A 15066-nucleotide genomic window follows, 5' to 3' on the forward strand; every position below is an offset into this window, starting at 1 on the left:
CGGCGCGGTCATTTGGCGGTAGACGGCTGCAACGATGCCATCAGATCCACCTGGCCGTCTTCCTTGAGAGCGGTCACGTGCGCTTCGGCGACCTGCACCTTGAACTGCTTGCGCGCGTCGTCGACCCAGCTCGTCCACGCCGGGAACGACACGTTCTTCATCTGGATCTGCACCGCATTGCCGACCACCTGCACCTGGGTCGCGGCCAGCCCATGATCGCCGAGCGAGGCGGTGAGCGCATCCTTCAGTGCCGCGCCGGTCGGCGCGACGCCTTGCGCCGCGGCGGAGAGCTGGCGCGCTTCATTCGCTTGCGCGGTCATCTGCGCCAACTGACGCTGCAGCGCAGGCAGCGATTCACGCAAGTGTGCACGGCCGTCCTGCGCAGGCGCCCACAGCACCGACCATGCGATCACCACGGCGAGCACCCCGCCGCCCCACGCCAGCAGCGTTTTTTCGCGCTCGGTGCGTTGGTCCCAGAATCCAGCCCAGCTTTGGGCGAGTTCAGCTTTCATTGTCCGTTCCTGATGGTCCACTTGCCGGTGTTGCTGTCGATCGCACCGGTCAGGCCGTTGCGCGACAGACGCTTGGCGAAATCGGCATCGAGTTTCACTTCAGGCTTGAAGGTCACGTCGAGCCGCCGGTCGTGATAGTCGAGCGCGGCGATGCCGTTGACTGGCACTGGCGCCAACGAACGCGCAAGGCCATCGGCGAGCGACAGAAAATCGTCCGGCGACAGCTCACCCGCCGCCACCCGCAACTGCTGCAACTGGCGCGACATCTGATCGGGCGCGTCGAGCACGACCGTCGTCTTGGGGAAGGTGTTCAGAAGCAGCTCGGTCATCTGCGTGTTGATCGCGTCGCGCTGACGCGCGAGCATCATCCACTGCACGTTCGCGCCGATAATCGCGATTAGCAGCGAGCCGACCGCCAGCAGGACCGGCAGGCGCAGGCGCCGCAGCGTCGCGCGATCGAGCCGCCACGGTTGCGAGGCAAACTCGAACTGGCACAGATCGAAACGGCACGCCAGCGCGCGGCGCGCGAGCTGCTCGAACGGCAGCGGGCTGGCCCCGTGCACATAGGCGGCAAGCCTGGCCGGACTGGTTGCTGCGAGACTCGGCTCGTTGCCGGGCACTTCCGTCAGCATATACAGCGAGACTGGCGCCGCGCCGGCGAGCGCGCTGAGCGTCGCGTTCACCGCGCTCGCCGGCACCGCCAGCCCTTCGCCTTGCACGCCGCGCGCGATAGCCAGTTCGACACGCGGTGCGCCGTTGTCCACCGCACGTTCGACCGCGCCTTCGAGCAGCAAGGCGGGCGCGGTCTGAACGACGGCGCCGAGCACGGCCGCCACCATCGGCGTGACCGACGCGACTTCTGGCGCCACGACCGGCGCGACACCCGGCAGCGATGTCGCCACGCTGGCCGTACCGGCCAGCACCGGCTCGCCGGCGTTGACCATTTCCGCGACTTCGGCGGGGGTGTCGAGCGCGACGGCTTGCGGCAGACAGCGCGTAACCGGCACTGCGCGCACGCTGCGGTGGCCCGCTGCGGCAAAGCCCTCGCAGATGAAGCGGAACCAGCCGCGATCGATGATCGCGAGCAACTGCCGGCCGCCTGCGAGCGGTTGCGGATCGACGGCGATGTGGCAGGTTTGCGGGTCCTGGATCAGTTGATCCTCGACGATATTCGGCAATGCCTGGCGCAGCCGCGGACCGCGCAACGGCGGCAGCTTGGCGGGCATCATCAGCAGGTCGCGGGCGGCGACCATCAGCACCGTCGACGAGGCGCGCGGCAGCAGCGCGAGCGCCGAGCGGCCCGCGCGTTGGGTGCGGCCCGATTTGTCGAGCAGCACGAACGGCAGGTCCGGCAGTTGCCATTCCTGCGACGGCACCGCCGGATCACGCGGCGGCAATAGAACGATCAGCGTGCTCAAAGGCCACTCTCTCTGGGAAAGGCGTTATTCATAATTGGTCTTGTACCCGCACGATACGCGTAGTGTGAGTCAAAGCATCGCGATAGACGAGGGTCGTGCGATCGACTTCCGCGCGTTCGTGCTGTACGCGGCCGTGGATCAGGAAGTAGCTCGTGTTGACGTCCATCTCATTCGGATCGATCGAGACCGACTGTACGCCGGCGCCGCGCAAGGCCAGTTGCACGTCGGCGACGTTATGGAAGAACACGGTCTGCCGGCGCGCGACGAAGGCTTGTGCGGCGGACAGGTTCATTCCCGGCACGATTGCGGCGACGACTTCGGCGGAGGCCGTATTCATGTTGACCGCCGATACGGTCGGCAGCACGGTGACGAAAGGCCGCAAACGCGCGACCATTTCCGGCGTATAGCCGGGGATATCGAGCAGCGAATCGACGCTGGTCATCTGCAGCGGCGCGACCGCGGCGTTGTCGTCGCCGTCCTCGATACCGGGCTTATCGGTGAAGCTACCGCCTATGGCGCTGCCACCTGCGGTGAGCGGGGTCGACGTCGTGCCTGCGGGGGACGTGACCGTCTGGAAACGTGTCGCCGATTGCGCGAGGCTCGAGCGCACCTGCAAGGCGGTGGCTTTCGCCAGTTGGCTGTTCACACCGAGAGACACGAGCAGGCGCTGATAGGCGCCGACCTGTTCCATGTTCACTTGCATGACGCCGGGCGCCGGGCTCGAGACCAGATTGCGGAGGTTGAATTTCGCCTGGGCGTCTTCGATGGAACCTGACAGGTAGGTTGCCTGGCCTTGCTCGGCTCTGACTTCGCCGATTTGTCCAAGGAAATCCGACAGACGTGTTTTGGCGATGGGGACGCCCCACAGGCCGCCCAGATAGGTGATGCCTGCCGAGGTGTCGCCCTCCGAGCGGAGAATCAGGCGCGTCCAGTCGAGCGCGCCGCGGGCGACCCATTGTGCCTGGGATAGGAGACGCTGGTTTTCTATCCTGCGGATCTGGACTTGCTGGCGCCAGAGCATGCCCGATACCAATATCGCTGAGAGCGCGACTACCAGTAGGGCGCTGATGATGGCTGCGCCGCGTTGGGCTTTGGGCTGTGTGCTTGCTTTGTTCGCCTTTTGCGGCGGGCTTGTTTGCGTTCTTCCCGTTTTGGCCTTTCCTTGTTTTGATATCGGTCTATTAGCATTCCCCCTGTGCGGGGGGGCACCTACTTTTCTTTGCCTGCTGCAAAGAAAAGTAGGCAAAAGAAAGCAGCTCAAACCGCTAGCTCTTAAGCGGGTCCCCTGGCTTGGAGGGGGTAGTGGTGCATCTGGAATCCGTGCCCCCATGTCCCCAACCGGAAGTGACAAGGCCGTCATACCTCCCGCCTCGCGCTGCGCGCTCACCGGAACGGTCCACTTCGCCCCCCCCCGGCCCCGGCCGGGGTAGGCGGGAGCCGTCGGCTTCGCCTCGGCGAAATGCCCAACCCGTTTTCCCGGCAATGCCGGTGTGTCGGAACTGGGGAGGGCGGCTGAAAAGGGCGTCACGCCCGAGAGCCCGACTGTTTGAGGTGTACCGTTCGGCGCGCGGAGCGCCGCCGGAGCTAATGACTGCTTTGTCACTGAGGCGGAGTGTGCGATGGGACAGATTCCAGATGCACCACTACCGATGGCTGTGCGGGGGACCCGCTTAGCATTAGCGGTTTGAGCCGCTTTCTTTTGCCTACTTTTCTTTGCGGCCGGCAAAGAAAAGTAGGTGCCCCCCCGCACAGGGGGAACGCTAATAGACCGACAACAAAACAAGGAAAGGCCAAAACGGGAAGAACGCAAACAAGCCCGCCGCAAAAGGCGAACAAACAGCACAACTACAAACCGTCGCGGAGACAACACCAAACCCCTCATCTCATTCTCCGACGAGAAAAACCCGCGTGACAGGCCGCGCCAACGACTTAGCCCCGACACTCACTTCCAGCCCCGTCACCGACCGCGGCAGCGGCGCATTCCCCAACTGGGGCACCTTCAAATTATTATCGTTCTCCGTAATGGCGCTCTGCACATCCTTCATCTGCGTGGTCCAGCCCACCTTGGGCACATAAAGACGAGCAGAAATAGCCGCGACACCGCCCATCAAAGGCACCGCCGTCCAGCCATCACCCTCGCCACCGCGCAGCGCACCACGCAACTCGCCCACATTCGCCAGCGGCGGCGACGCATACCGAATCACCCGCCCCTCGGACACGCGATACCTCACCACCTGCAAGCGCGGCGCCGTCCCCGGCAGCAAAATCTGCCGCACGATCTGCAGCACACTGCCGCTAATCGACACAGCGGCCTGCCCGGACTCATCGTCCGACGCGGCCTGGCGTGCGTCGATCCGCATCTGGTCGAATACCTGCGCAAAGACGCGCTCGTCCTCCATCGCATTCGTAATCGTCTGCCGGCCACGAATGATCTGGTCCAATCCGCGCCACGACAACACGGCAATCACCGCCATGATCGCAATCGCGACCAGCAGCTCGATCAGCGTGAAGCCACGCGCGCCCGATCGGCCGCGGCGCTCAGAGCGAACGGTTGTTTTCATTCGCGACCACCGTGACCATCTGGGCAAGATTGCCGGAACGCCCAGGCATCGTCACCATGACTTCCACTCGACGAAACACCGGATTCGGCGTCGCCGTCACATGCTCGGTACAAATCAACTGCAAATTGCCCTGCGAACAGTCAAAACTCGTCGAGCCGACATTCGGCCAGCCATGTGTCAAATGCAATTGCGCCAACGTATTGTCCGCGCTCCATCCCGCCAGCAGCCGTCGATGCAAATCGGCCTCGCCGTTCGCGAGACTCCCCACCGCGCGCAACGACGCCGCCAACGCAATCGCAATGATCGCCAGCGCCACCAGCACTTCGATCATCGTAAAACCGCGCTGCGCGCCGTGAACCCTCTCGCGCACGCCCATATTCCTGCAACGACGCATCTCAGTGCACCTCATAGCGGCCGTTGCCGGTACTGACAATCGTCGCGCGTCCCGCCGCCGAAAACAGCGTGATCTGCACGGGCACGTCGATCGCTTCGGTACCGAACACGACCCGGCTCGGGTGCGAATCCGACCCGGGATAATTGATCGTGACGCCAGTCACGCCACCCTCCCAGTTACGCGGCCCAAGCAGATCGTCGCGCAACGGACGCCAGCCGTCTTCGGTACGCACGTCGAAACGAAATCCGCCGTCGAGCGGTTGCCAGGCGATCGGCCGTGCGCGCACCTGGGCTTCGTCGCCAGCCGATTCGAATAGCAGCGCGAGACGCTGCGCCTCTTCGTTCAGATCGGTGCGCGGATTGCGCGTCATGGTCAGCGCGGTCAGCGATACCAGAATGCCCGCGATCACCAGCACCACCATCATTTCCAGCAGCGTGAAACCCGCCGCGCGCTTCGGGCCGGTGGCGCGAAAACCATCTGCGCCACGCCGGCCGCGCACGCGCGCGCCAGCGCACGCCGTGCCCGGCAGCGTCGCCGTACACGGAGTGTCCACAGGGGACTTGCAAGCGGACAGTCGCATAGTGCCGGCCACAAACGATCAACCAAAGATCAAGCAAAAATCAGAGAAACAATGCGTCGACAAGACGCGCGGTGGATCGCCAGAGAACTGGGAGCGATCCGCGCGCCTGATGCTCGACTGCGCTCAATGAATTATCAAACTACCCAACTACGAAACCACCGCGACTACTGCCACGAACCGACGTCCGCATCGTTGCCCTCGCCGCCGGGCTTTCCGTCCGCGCCATAACTGAACACATCGATCTCGCCATGCACGCCCGGATTCAGATACTGGTAGGTATTGCCCCACGGATCGTTCGGCAGACGTTCGAGGTAACCGCCGTCCTTCCAGTTGCTCGGCACCGGGTCGGTGGTCGGCTTTTCGATCAAGGCGCGCAGGCCTTGCTCCTGGGTCGGATAGCGGCCGTTGTCGAGACGATAGAGTTTCAACGCCTGCATCACCGTGCCGATGTCCTGCTTGGCGGCCACGCGGCGCGCTTCGTCCGGGCGGCTCATGATTTTCGGCACGATCAACGCGGCCAGGATGCCCAGGATCGCGATCACGACCATGATTTCAATCAGCGTGAAACCGCGCTGACGACGGCTGCGCAGGTTCGCGATTCCAATTCGTCGAGTGGTCGACAGTTGCATAGCTTGCTACCTCTTTTCAGGTGAAGTTTTCGATCGGGCGGGATTCGCGTGTCAGCCAATCGGGGCTGCCATTGAACACGCCCGGCCGGTCATTTTAATGTCATGCAGTTGAAGGGTTGCGAGAAAACGCCACGCACCCTCCAGTTTCTTGCGTCCCCTCGGGGATCCCGCGTTTCGCGCGAGATTAGGAGTACTTTCCCCCAACGCAATTTTCACAATAGTCCGTACAATATGCGCATGAACGCCATTCAAATCCGCCTTCTGTCGCTCGCACTGTTCGCCGTGTTTTGCGCGACCTTGACCTACTGGGTCATTACGCTCGCCACCACGTCCGGTGCGCCGTTGCCCGCTGCCGCCGCGCACGCGCAGGTCTCGACCGACCAGGCCGCCACGCTGTTCGGCGGCCAGCTCACCCGCAGCGCCAACCAGGACGTGCATCTGTTCGGCATCCTCGCTTTGCGGGAAGGCGCCGCGGCCATCGTCAGCGTTGGCGGTGAACCGCCCCATGCGGTGTCGATCGGCAGCGCGCTCATGCAAGGCGCCAAACTCTCTGAAGTCCGCCCCCGCTCGATCATCATCGACCGCAATGGCGCGCATTCCGAAGTATTCCTGCCGGCCAATCCGGCAGGTCCTACTATCTACGTGCGCTAGCCCAGACGTTCCGCCGCGCTTCAGCGGATTGCGCGGCGGCTGCCCCAAGGCGGCCGCCCCCGCATGCAATTGTCACAACGGCTGCTACACCCCTCGTTGCAGCCACGCGCAACTGAAGCACGTCTGCCCCTCTTGCCGCACCGCTTACTGCACCAGGTTGTTCAACTCGATGATCGGCAGCATCACCGCCAGCACGATCACCAGCACCACACCCCCCATCGCCAGAATCAGCAAGGGCTCGAGCAAGCTCGTCAGGAACATCGTGCGCCGCTCCAGTTCACGTGCTTCGCCGTCGGCCGCGCGGTCGAGCATGGTCGTCACGTCGCCGGTCGCCTCACCCGAGCGGATCAGGTGCACCAGCACCGGCGGAAACGTCTTCGTGTTGCCGAGTGCGCGCGATAGGGACGTACCCTCGCGCACCCGCACGATCGCATCGTCGATGTTCTCGCGCATCGCGTTATTGCTGAGCGTTTCGGCGGCGGCCTGCAATGCGCGCAGAATCGGCACGCCCGCCGCGGTCAGAATGCCTAACGTGCTGGCAAACCGCACCGTGTTGTAGCCGCGCACGAGCTTGCCGAGCAGCGGCGCCGTCAACAGCCACCGGTCGAACGCAAGGCGTGGGCCCGGCTGCTTCAGCACCGAGCGCACCAGATACACCAGGACGATCACGCCAATCAGCATCGCCCACCACCAGTGCCGCACGAAGCCGGACAAGGCCATCATCATGATGGTGAGAATCGGCAGTTGCTGTTTGGTGCTGGCAAACACATTCACCACTTGCGGCACGACGTAGCTCAACAGAAACGTGACGATGCCGAAGGCGATCAGCGTGACGATCGCGGGGTAGGTGAACGCGAGTACGATCTTCTGCTTGAGCGCATTGCGTTGCTCGATGTAGTCGGCGAGACGCGACAACACGAGACCGAGCTTGCCGGTATGCTCGCCGGCCGCCACCAGCGCGCGATAGATCTCGGGAAAGTCTTTGGGATGCTGCGTCAGCGCATTCGCGAGCGAATGGCCGCCGAGCACTTCCGCGCGAATCGACGCCATCAGCTCGCGAATGTAGTCGCGCTCTGACTGCTCGGTCAGCACCGCGAGGGCTTCGTCGAGCGGCAAGCCGGCGATCAGCAAACTGGCCAGTTGGCGCGTGAGAATCGCCTGCTCGCGCTGGGATAAACGCCGTCCCAGCGACAAGCGTTGATTGCGCTCGCCACGTGTGCGCGTCGCGGCCGGTTCAACGACGAGTGGTGTCAGTCCTTGCGAACGCAAATTGGTCCGCGCGCCGCGCGCGCTGTCCGCGTCGAGTACGCCCTTTTGCGCTTTGCCCGCCGCATCGATCGCTTCGAAACGAAATGCCGGCATGCGCTTATGCTCCGCCCGTCACGCGAATCACTTCTTCGAGCGACGTCAGCCCCGATGCGAGCCAGCGGTCCGCGTCCTCACGCAGCGTACGCATGCCCTGCGCACGGCCCGCCGCCAGAATTTCCGCATCGGAGGCGTTGCGGTGAACCAGCGTGCGGATCTCGTCGTCGATCAGCAGCAGTTCGTAGACACCGCGCCGTCCCGCGTAACCTGACTGGCCGCACTTGTCGCAGCCGACCGGATGCCAGCGCACGCTGCCGTCTTCCTCGACGCGCTCTTCGCGGCACACCGGGCACAAACGCCGCACCAGCCGCTGCGCCAGCACGCCAAGCAGCGACGACGCCAGCAGATACGGCTCCACGCCCATGTCGGTCAAACGGGTTACCGCGGAGGCCGCGTCGTTGGTGTGCAAGGTGGCCAGCACCAGGTGACCCGTCAGCGACGCCTGCACCGCGATCTGCGCGGTTTCCAGGTCGCGGATTTCACCGATCATGATGACGTCCGGGTCCTGCCGCAAAATCGAGCGCAGCGCCCGCGCGAAGGTCATGCCGATCCGCTCGTTGACCTGCGTCTGGCCGATGCCGGAGAGGTCGTATTCGATCGGGTCTTCGACCGTCATGATGTTGGTGGTCGCCGTTTCGAGCCGCGACATCGACGCGTACAGCGTGGTCGTCTTGCCCGAGCCGGTCGGCCCGGTCACCAGCACGATGCCGTGCGGCTTGCCGATCAGCTTGTCGAACTTGACGAGCGTGTCCGGCGCCATGCCGAGCGCTTCGAGATTCAGCCGCGAGGCGTCCTTTTCCAGCAGACGCAGCACCGCGCGTTCGCCGTGACCGGTAGGCAGGGTCGAGACCCGCACGTCGACCGGACGGCCGCCGACACGCAGCGTGATCCGGCCGTCCTGCGGCAGACGTTTCTCGGCAATGTCGAGCTGCGCCATGATCTTGATCCGCGAAATCAGCGCGCCATGCAGGGCCTTCTTCGGCCGCACGACATCGCGCAACGTCCCGTCGACCCGGAAGCGCACCACCGAAGAAGTCTCGAACGGCTCGATGTGAATATCCGAGGCCTGTTCGCGCGCGGCCTGCGTGAGCAGCGCGTTGATCATGCGGATGATCGGCGCGTCGTCTTCCGATTCGAGCAGATCCTCGACCTCGGGAATGTCCTGCATCAGACGCGACAGATCGACTTCGCCTTCCACCTCACCGACCACCTGCGCCGCGCTGCCGTCCTGACGCGCGTAAGCCTGGTTGATCGCCTGAGCCAGTTCGTCAGCCGGCACACGCACCACGGACAACGCGCCGAAGTTGCGCGCGACTTCAGCAAGCGCCGCATCGCTGGTGCGTTCGCTGATCCAGACTTCGAGGCCGTCGGCGTGCTGATGCGCGACCAGAATCTGGCCGCCGCGGGCGAAGCCATAGGGCACGAGACGCGCGGCCACCGCCGACGGCGCGATGCGTTCGGCATGCTCCGCCACAACTGCGGGCGCAGTCGCCGAAGCTCGGGCTGCTGCCGACGTTCGCGAAGCTGACGGCGGCGTGGACGGCGTGCTCACGGCTTCACTCCAGGCGATGCGGTGGACGGTCCCACGGTTACCGGATTTGTCTGTACAGCGGGGTTCGTCTGCACGGCGCCGCCGTTGGTAACAGGGTTCGTCTGCACAGCGGGGTTGGCCGGCACAGCGCCGCCGTTCATGACGGGAGCCGACTGCGGCACCATCTGCTGGCGACGCATCTGATCGAGATTGAACAGGTTCATCGCCGGCGAGCCACCCTGGCTCGGGCCGAGCGGCATCGGCGGCACCACCGGATCGTCCTTATCCTTCATCAGGTTGTTGTCCGACTTATACGCGCCCGTCACGCCCTGCACGTAGTCGTAACGGTTCGCCGTCACGGCCTGCGCGGTATCGCGATCGGTGATGATCACCGGGCGCAGAAACACCATCAGGTTGGTCTTCTGGCGAGTCTTCTGTTCCGAGCGGAACAACTGGCCGAGCCAGGGAATATCGCCCAGCAGCGGCACCTTGCTGTTGCTGACCTGATAGTTGTCCTGCATCAGGCCGCCCAGCACGATGATTTCGCCGTTATCGGCGAGCACCGTCGACTGGATCGAACGCTTGGTGAACTGCGGACCGGCCGGGTTGGTCGACACGTTGGTCGTGCCGTTCACGATCGCCGAATCTTCCGTGTAGAGCTGCAGCTTGAGAATCCCACCGTCGGTGATCTGCGGTTTGATGTGCAGCGTCAGACCCACGTCGACACGGTCATACGTGTTGAACGCCGAACCGGGGCTGGTGCCGCTCGTGAGATTCGAATACGAACCCGTCTGGATCGGCACGTTCGTACCGACCACGATCTTCGCTTCTTCGTTGTCGAGCGTGATGAGGTTAGGCGTGGACAGCACGTTCGCATCGGCGGTTTGCGACAGCGCCTGCAACAGCGCGCCAAGTCCCTGCACGCCGAAAATATTGTGCACCCAGCCGACGTTGAGCCCCTGCTGAAGACCCGAGCCACTGGCGAGCGCTGCACCGAGACCACCGGTAGCGGCGCCTGCCGCGGCGGCGGCCGTCAGATTGATAATGCTGTTGCCGGTGCCGGCCGCCAGATTGGTGCCGGCAAAAACCGAACTGTTCGCGACCTGCCATTGAATGCCGAGGTTGGCGTTCGTGGTCGAGTTCAGTTCGACAATCAGCGCCTCGATATAGACCTGGGCGCGCCGCGCGTCGAGCTGGTCGATCACCGCCCGCAGATTGCGGTACACCGGCTCGGCCGCCGTGATGATCAGCGAGTTGGTTGCCGCGTCCGCCTGGATCATGCCACCCGGCTGATTGTCGTCGCTCTTGTCCTTGTCATTGCCGAGCAGGCCGCCGGAACCGCTGTTCGAACCGTATCCGCCGCCGCTGCCACCCATCGGCGACGCTCCCGAGCTGCTGTTGAGCCCGCCCGAGGGCAGCGGCGGGGTACCCGACGTGCCTGTCGAATTGCTGCCGCCCAAGCCGCCACCGCCGTTCTGGTTGAACGAATTCGCTTCGTTCGAGCCGCCTGACGAGCCGGTGTCGCCACTGCCTTTGCCGAGCATCCCGCGCAAGGTCTTCGCGAGCTTCGTCGCGTCCGCGTTGCGCAGCGGCACGACGTGGATGTTGCCGGGCATGGTCGTGGGCGTGTCGAGTTCCCTGGCCAACTGCTTTGCGGCCGCGAGCCGGGCGCCGTTCGACGCGCGAATCAGCAGGGAGTTGGTGCGCGGGTCCGCGGTGATCGATACCTTCAGCGTCGCGTCGGTGCTGCCGATCGCGCCGGGGTCGAGCATCTTGGTCAGCTGCGCGGCGATATCGATCGCATTCGCGTTCTTCAGCGGCACCACCGACACCGACTGGCCGGCGGCCGTATCGACACCCGCGATGATCTGCGCGATGCGCCGCACGTTGTCGGCGTAATCGGTCACCACAATCGTGTTGTTGGCCGGGTAAGCAGCGACGGTATTGTTCGGCGAGATCAGCGGACGCAAGATCGGCAGCAGATTGTTGGCCGACTCGTTCTTCAGCGTGAACACCTGCGTGATGACCTGATCGCCCCGCGCCACCGGCGCATTGCCGACATAGGTCGGCACGCCTTGCAGCTTGGCATCGGCCTCCGGAACCACCTTCAGTACGCCGTGATCCTGCACCAGCGCAAAACCCTGCATCCGCAAGGCGGACTGCAGGGTCTTCAGCGCCTGGTCTTCAGGCACTGCATTTTCTGACACAAGGTTCAACTGACCCTTCACGCGCGGGTCGACGATGATCGTTTTGCCGGTTGCCGCCCCGATCGCCTTGGCCACCTGGTCGATATCGGCGTTCACGAAGTTGAGTGTCACCTGTGCCTGTGCTGTCTGCGCGGTGATCAATCCAGCCACCAGCAGCGCCGTTGCGACGCGACGCAATGCCATACGATTTCTTCTCATGGAATGTGGGTTCGAAGCCGACGGCGCGAGCCGTCGACGGTCATGCAGTGCGAACATTTGAGCAGGCCGCCGCCCTGTCGGTCTGCCAGCCGGCCCCATCAGGGGTCAATCCCCGGGATGCCGGACATCCAAAGTCCGAAAAAAATGAACAGTAACAGTTTTTCATGTCGGATTTGTCACAAAACAAGCGACCCGGTGTGATTACTCTAAAGACCGCCTCCAATCGTCAAGCAATTGAAAGCAAACGTGCTTGTGTGCGCCGACCCGCAGACGCGCTTCGTTTTACGCTCGACTATGTCGGTTAGCCAGCTTGACGGGTATCTGCCTGCCGGTATGATACGAGCCGTTCGAGGTGCTGGCAGCGACTTGCCGAGGCGGGTTTTCCCCGATGCCCGGCAAACGCCCGGCCAGCGAGCCTCACCGGCTTCCAGCGGCTGAAGTATGGCCGGTGCAATGCCTTGTCAAACCCTATACTTGCGATTTGCTTAGTCGTATTTATTGACTGATGAAACGAACCTTCGTCACTGTCGCCGCAGGACTTGCCGTGCTGATCGCAGCAGGGTCCGCGCGTGCCGATTGCTTTGACGAGGCCGCAGGATATCAGAAGGTGAACCCCCTGATTCTGCGCGCAATTGCGTGGCAGGAGTCACACAATCGACCGGATGCGTTGCATAAGAACGCCAACGGCTCCACCGACTACGGCGTCATGCAGATCAACTCGGTTCATCTGCCCACGCTCGCCCAGTACGGCATCTCGCAAGGCACGCTGATGGAGCCCTGCAAGAACGTCTACATCGCGGCGTGGCATCTGCGCCGTCAGATGAACAAGTACGGCAATACCTGGCAGGCGGTCGGCGCGTATCACTCTGAGACGCCGGCATTGCGTGACAAGTATGCGCAGCAGATCGCCGCCATCCTGCGCAAGTGGAATCTGATGCCGGCTGCGCACTGAGCCGTTCTCGCCGCGCGGCCCTTTTCCGTTTTGATGCACAATGCGGCTTCGTGCTGCCGCCGGTGTTCGGCCGTCTTCTGGCCCAGGAGTCATGCGACCCCACCCGGCACGCCCTCCAATCCTCTTGTCTTTCCGTACTGCGATGAACCAGCCGCTATTGCCCGTCACCGTCCTCTCCGGTTTTCTGGGCGCGGGCAAGACCACGCTCCTGAACCACATCCTTGCGAACCGTGCAGGGTTGCGCGTTGCCGTGATCGTCAACGATCTGGCGGCCGTCAACATCGACGCAACGCTGGTGCGCGACGCCGCGGAGCTTTCGCATGTCGAAGAACAACTCGTCGAACTGTCGAACGGCTGCATCTGCTGTACGTTGCGCGACGACTTGCTGGTTGAGATCAAGCGGCTGGCCGGCGAAAAGCGCTTCGATGCAATCCTGATCGAGTCGACCGGCGTGGCCGAGCCGATGCCGATCGCCGAAACCTTCACCTTCGTCGACGACGACGGCGTGTCGCTATCCGATATCGCGCGGCTCGATACGATGGTGACGGTGGTCGACGCGTTCAACTTTCTGCGCGACTACGGCTCCGCCGACGCGCTGTCCGAACGGGGCATCGCCGCCACTGAAGAGGACGATCGCACGCTGGTCGAATTGTTGATCGAGCAGATTGAGTTTTGCGATGTGCTGGTGGTGAACAAGGCCGATCTGGTGAGCGCCGACGAACTCACGCGTTTGCAACGCATCCTTGCGCGCATCAATCCGCGTGCCGTGCAGGTAGTGAGCCGTTTCGGCGAGGTGCCGCTTGCCGACGTGCTGAACACCGGACGTTTCGATTTCGACGAGGCGTCGAGCGCACCGGGGTGGCTGGCGTCGCTCAATCAGGAGCATGAACACGGCCATGCTCATCACGGTGAAGCAGACGAATTCGGCATCGGCAATTTCATTTACCGCGCGCGGCGGCCGTTTCATCCGGAGCGCCTGTGGGCGCTGCTGCATCAGGAGTGGCAGGGCGTCTTGCGCAGCAAGGGCTTCTTCTGGCTCGCCACGCGTAACGACATTGCGGGTTCGCTATCGCAGGCGGGTGGCGCTTGCCGGCATGGTCCGGCGGGCATGTGGTGGGCCGCTCAGGATCGCAGCGAATGGCCGGATGGCGACGACGAGCTGGCCGCCGAAATTGCCGCCGACTGGTACGGCGATCCGGACGATCTGAGCATTGGCGACCGTCGCCAGGAACTGGTGATGATCGGCGTCGGCATCGACCCGGCAGTATGGAAAGCGAAGTTCGATGCGTGCCTCGTCACCGAAGAGGAATACGCGGCGGGACCGCAAGCGTGGCAACAATTCGCCGATCCGTTCCCGGCATGGGATTTCGACGAAGACGACCATGACCACGATCATCATGATCACGACGGCCATGGCCACGGCGAAATCGTGCATCGTCACGATTGAGCCGGCGAGGCCGTTGCGCCTCACGCAACTGTTTAGCCGCGACGCCCGTCACGGCTAAACAGTAATTCCAGACGAAAAAAAACCCGCCATTGGCGGGCGTCAACTGCCGGGCAGTAATCTGCTTAGCGTTTGTTGACTGCGTCTTTGAACGCCTTACCAGCCGTGAACTTGACGGTCTTGGCGGCCGGGATCTTGATAGTTTCGCCGGTCTTGGGGTTACGACCCGTACGTGCTGCGCGCTTGCCCGAACCGAAGCTACCGAAGCCGATCAACTGGACCGCATCACCCTTCGACACAGACTTCTTGATCACTTCAAGCAACGTGTCCAGCGTCTCACCGGTTTGAGCCTTGCTGGCGCCCGTCTGTCCTGCGACGGCGTCGATCAGTTCCTGTTTGTTCATTAAGGTTCCTTTCTGAGTTTAGGTTGACACGAACAGCGCGAACGCGCCGATTATACGTGCGCGGGCCGCGCCGTCGAGCAGCTGCGGCTCCGGATCCCCTCCGGACAATTAGCATGGGGTAATTGACCGCCCCACGGCCGTGCCGCCGCTCCCTTCGCGGCGCTTGCTATGATAGCGCAGCGCAAACCCAATCAGGACAAGGGTTTCGAAGATTTAAGCG

Annotated in this window: 14 protein-coding genes; 3 read left to right on the top strand and 11 right to left on the bottom strand. The window is 63.4% G+C overall.

Annotation, left to right across the window (positions count from 1 at the left end):
* Nucleotides 1-8: 8 nt before the first annotated feature.
* The 7 genes from HWX91_RS05575 to gspG all read right to left on the bottom strand — a co-directional run bounded on the left by HWX91_RS05575 (nucleotide 9) and on the right by gspG (nucleotide 6094).
* The gene (locus HWX91_RS05575; RefSeq protein ID WP_028197627.1) at nucleotides 9-512 is read right to left on the bottom strand and encodes a type II secretion system protein M; all 504 of its coding nucleotides are present in this window, start codon (nucleotides 510-512) and stop codon (nucleotides 9-11) included.
* Nucleotides 509-1930 (bottom strand): type II secretion system protein GspL, encoded by a 1422-nt coding sequence (gene gspL / locus HWX91_RS05580; protein WP_028197626.1) that lies wholly within the window; start codon nucleotides 1928-1930, stop codon nucleotides 509-511. Before gspL ends, HWX91_RS05575 begins: the two co-directional genes overlap by 4 nt.
* 28 nt (nucleotides 1931-1958) lie before the next feature.
* Complete coding sequence (gene gspK, locus HWX91_RS05585) at nucleotides 1959-3002, bottom strand: type II secretion system minor pseudopilin GspK (RefSeq protein ID WP_046570065.1); 1044 nt, start codon at nucleotides 3000-3002, stop codon at nucleotides 1959-1961.
* Between the two features lie 811 nt (nucleotides 3003-3813).
* Nucleotides 3814-4491: a PulJ/GspJ family protein gene (locus HWX91_RS05590; RefSeq protein WP_028197625.1), complete on the bottom strand. Its 678-nt coding sequence runs from the start codon at nucleotides 4489-4491 to the stop codon at nucleotides 3814-3816.
* A complete protein-coding gene (gene gspI / locus HWX91_RS05595; protein ID WP_028197624.1) occupies nucleotides 4469-4885 on the bottom strand; it encodes a type II secretion system minor pseudopilin GspI in 417 nt (138 codons plus the stop codon). Before gspI ends, HWX91_RS05590 begins: the two co-directional genes overlap by 23 nt.
* Before the next feature lies 1 nt (nucleotide 4886).
* Nucleotides 4887-5465 (bottom strand): GspH/FimT family pseudopilin, encoded by a 579-nt coding sequence (locus HWX91_RS05600; protein WP_102857466.1) that lies wholly within the window; start codon nucleotides 5463-5465, stop codon nucleotides 4887-4889.
* Between the two features lie 164 nt (nucleotides 5466-5629).
* Nucleotides 5630-6094: a type II secretion system major pseudopilin GspG gene (gene gspG / locus HWX91_RS05605; protein ID WP_028197622.1), complete on the bottom strand. Its 465-nt coding sequence runs from the start codon at nucleotides 6092-6094 to the stop codon at nucleotides 5630-5632.
* A 237-nt stretch (nucleotides 6095-6331) separates the two neighbouring features.
* On the opposite strand from gspG, the gene HWX91_RS05610 reads away from it, so the two are divergent.
* Nucleotides 6332-6745: a type II secretion system protein N gene (locus HWX91_RS05610; protein ID WP_028197621.1), complete on the top strand. Its 414-nt coding sequence runs from the start codon at nucleotides 6332-6334 to the stop codon at nucleotides 6743-6745.
* A 144-nt stretch (nucleotides 6746-6889) separates the two neighbouring features.
* Here HWX91_RS05610 and gspF read toward each other — a convergent pair whose 3' ends face one another.
* The 3 genes from gspF to gspD are packed head-to-tail and all read right to left on the bottom strand — an operon-like array spanning nucleotide 6890 to nucleotide 12031.
* A complete protein-coding gene (gene gspF, locus HWX91_RS05615; RefSeq protein ID WP_028197620.1) occupies nucleotides 6890-8107 on the bottom strand; it encodes a type II secretion system inner membrane protein GspF in 1218 nt (405 codons plus the stop codon).
* A gap of 4 nt (nucleotides 8108-8111) precedes the next feature.
* A complete protein-coding gene (gene gspE, locus HWX91_RS05620) occupies nucleotides 8112-9662 on the bottom strand; it encodes a type II secretion system ATPase GspE (RefSeq protein WP_028197619.1) in 1551 nt (516 codons plus the stop codon).
* Complete coding sequence (gene gspD / locus HWX91_RS05625) at nucleotides 9659-12031, bottom strand: type II secretion system secretin GspD (protein ID WP_028197618.1); 2373 nt, start codon at nucleotides 12029-12031, stop codon at nucleotides 9659-9661. Before gspD ends, gspE begins: the two co-directional genes overlap by 4 nt.
* Before the next feature lie 520 nt (nucleotides 12032-12551).
* On the opposite strand from gspD, the gene HWX91_RS05630 reads away from it, so the two are divergent.
* Both HWX91_RS05630 and HWX91_RS05635 read left to right on the top strand, forming a co-directional pair.
* Entirely contained in the window at nucleotides 12552-12998 is a 447-nt protein-coding gene (locus HWX91_RS05630) for a lytic transglycosylase domain-containing protein (RefSeq protein WP_028197617.1), read from the top strand.
* Nucleotides 12999-13140: 142 nt separating this feature from the next.
* Nucleotides 13141-14445, top strand: a complete 1305-nt coding sequence (locus HWX91_RS05635) for a GTP-binding protein (protein WP_028197616.1) — start codon at nucleotides 13141-13143, stop codon at nucleotides 14443-14445.
* Nucleotides 14446-14567: 122 nt separating this feature from the next.
* Here HWX91_RS05635 and HWX91_RS05640 read toward each other — a convergent pair whose 3' ends face one another.
* Nucleotides 14568-14846 (bottom strand): HU family DNA-binding protein, encoded by a 279-nt coding sequence (locus tag HWX91_RS05640; protein WP_006050811.1) that lies wholly within the window; start codon nucleotides 14844-14846, stop codon nucleotides 14568-14570.
* Between the last annotated feature and the right edge of the window lie 220 nt (nucleotides 14847-15066).

It is taken from the genome of Paraburkholderia fungorum (genome assembly GCF_902833645.1).
Lineage (GTDB): Bacteria > Pseudomonadota > Gammaproteobacteria > Burkholderiales > Burkholderiaceae > Paraburkholderia > Paraburkholderia fungorum.